Source organism: Microbacterium sp. MYb62 (assembly GCF_002979475.1).
Classification (GTDB): domain Bacteria; phylum Actinomycetota; class Actinomycetes; order Actinomycetales; family Microbacteriaceae; genus Microbacterium.
Genome location: NZ_PCOY01000048.1, coordinates 1 through 1,969 on the forward strand (window position 1 = coordinate 1; position 1,969 = coordinate 1,969).

Here is a 1,969-nt window from a genome sequence, read left to right on the forward strand (position 1 = left end):
AGTGCCGACTGCCACGCATCTCGGAAGATGTCGCGTTTCAGAAGGCTCGGGCGCTTCTTCCACCGTGTCGGGTGCGTCCAGTCCTGGTCTCCGGCGGCGGTTTGTAAGCGGGTGTCGGCCGGGGTGCGAGCGGGGATTGCTGCGCTGTGCATCGGCGTCTCTGCACGGTCGCGTGGCTCCTCTGTGGCGCGTACGGATGCAACCCCATCGGGGTGCTCCTGCACGGTGTCAGACACAAGCCGACCATCCCGAATGCGCAGTTGACGATCGGCCGCAGCGGCGACGTCCGCGGAATGGGTCACGACGATCACTGTCGCTCCGGCCTTGTTCAGTGCCTGCAGCTCCGCAATGATGAGTCGCGCGTTCTCGCTGTCTAGGTTCCCGGTCGGTTCGTCGGCAAGGACGATCCTGGCATTCGAGGCGATCGCACGGGCGATCGCTGCCCGCTGCTGTTGCCCCCCAGACAGATGTGACGCTATCTCTTCTGCCCGTCCAGCAAGCCCTACACGTTCGAGGGCTGCTGTCGCCGGCTCGGCGCGCGCCTTCACCCCCCGATACATCAACCCCAACTCAACGCTGTGACGGACGGGCCTGCTCAGCAGGAGATGGAACGCCTGGAAGACGAAGGCGAAGGCCGTGCTTCGGATCCGCGCTGTTGTTGCCCCTTCTTGCGAAGGCATCGCCGCGCCGTCAATCAAGTACTCGCCGCCGTCGGGGAAGTCGAGCAATCCGAGCACGTTCAGCAGGGTGGACTTCCCACCTCCCGACGGCCCGACGATCGCGACGAACTCCCCTTGTCCGATTCGAAGGCTCACGTCGTCAAGCGCCATCACCGTCGGGGCGTGCGCGGACGTGTATCTCCGCGACACATGACGCAACTCTAGGAGAGGCACCGGCCCTCTACCCGACCCGGACGTCATCGCCCTCTGCCAACACATCTGCTTCATCTGGTGTGACAGCGGTCATTCCCCGCAGCGAGCCCGCTACGGTGATGGGCACCTCGATGAGGGAACCATCGGGCTGCTGTTTGACGACGATCCCGTGATCTTTCCCGCGACCTACGACAGCGGATGTGGGGACGATGAGCGTCTCGTCGGCGACAATCGCGTTCAGCACCTGTACTGTGACGGTCTCTCCGCGTCCTGGGATCGGCACGGCGGAATCCGTCTCTAGCGAAACGGTCATCAGGCTCGCGCGAGGGGATCCGTCTTCTGCAGGCGGCTGCTCGTCAACGCTCGCGACAACGGCGTTCAGTTGCCCTGCCTCGGCGTCGACAGTCACACGGTCACCTGGTGTGATCCCTGCGGAGTCCGCGACCGGTACCTCGGCACGCACGATCAACGGGTTCGCTCCGAGTGTGAGATCTGTGGTGTCTTCGCCTCCGACGAGTGCACCGACGGCGGGCGCGGTGATGATTGTGGCGGGAAGGGAGGGCACAGCCAGCAGTTCGCTGACGGGTACGAAGGGATCGAGCGTCGCATTCTGCTCCGAGTTTGCCGGCGGGCCACCCGAGTCGACGGTCTCTGTGGACTCAGCGGAATCCGACGCCCCGGGGTCGTTCGAGGTGTCCGACGTGCCTGATGATGCGTTCGCGAGTGGTCGCTGTCGCGTCGGGGCTTTGTACCCCGCGTCTTGATACCAGCGTGCGACGGCCCGAGCGGTCTGCGGGCCGTATGTTCCATCTGCGCTAGCCAAGCGGCCGCTGTTCACGAGTGCTTGTTGCAGGGCACGGACGTCGGCCCCTTCGTCCCCGAATCCGATGTCACGGAAGAAGGCGAACGGAGACGCGACGACGTGCACCGGCCGGGTGTTGACCTCGATGAGAACATCCCCTGAGCTCAGGGTGCCGCCCACGGATGGTGGTTTGGCTGTGACGACGCTACGGGCGGCCTCTTTAGCGGCGGGAAGAGTGAACGCTGCCTCGTTACTGAAGGCGACTGCACCCGGGTACGAGCGCTGGTCTGCGAGG

2 protein-coding genes are annotated in these 1,969 nt (G+C 64.9%); both read right to left on the bottom strand.

Going from position 1 to position 1,969, the window contains the following annotated elements:
* On the bottom strand, positions 1–830 hold an 830-nt coding region (locus tag CQ042_RS20200), incomplete at its 3' end, for an ABC transporter ATP-binding protein (protein WP_258132380.1).
* A gap of 70 nt (positions 831–900) precedes the next feature.
* On the bottom strand, positions 901–1,969 hold a 1,069-nt coding region (locus CQ042_RS20205; RefSeq protein ID WP_146115449.1), incomplete at its 5' end, for a peptidoglycan-binding domain-containing protein.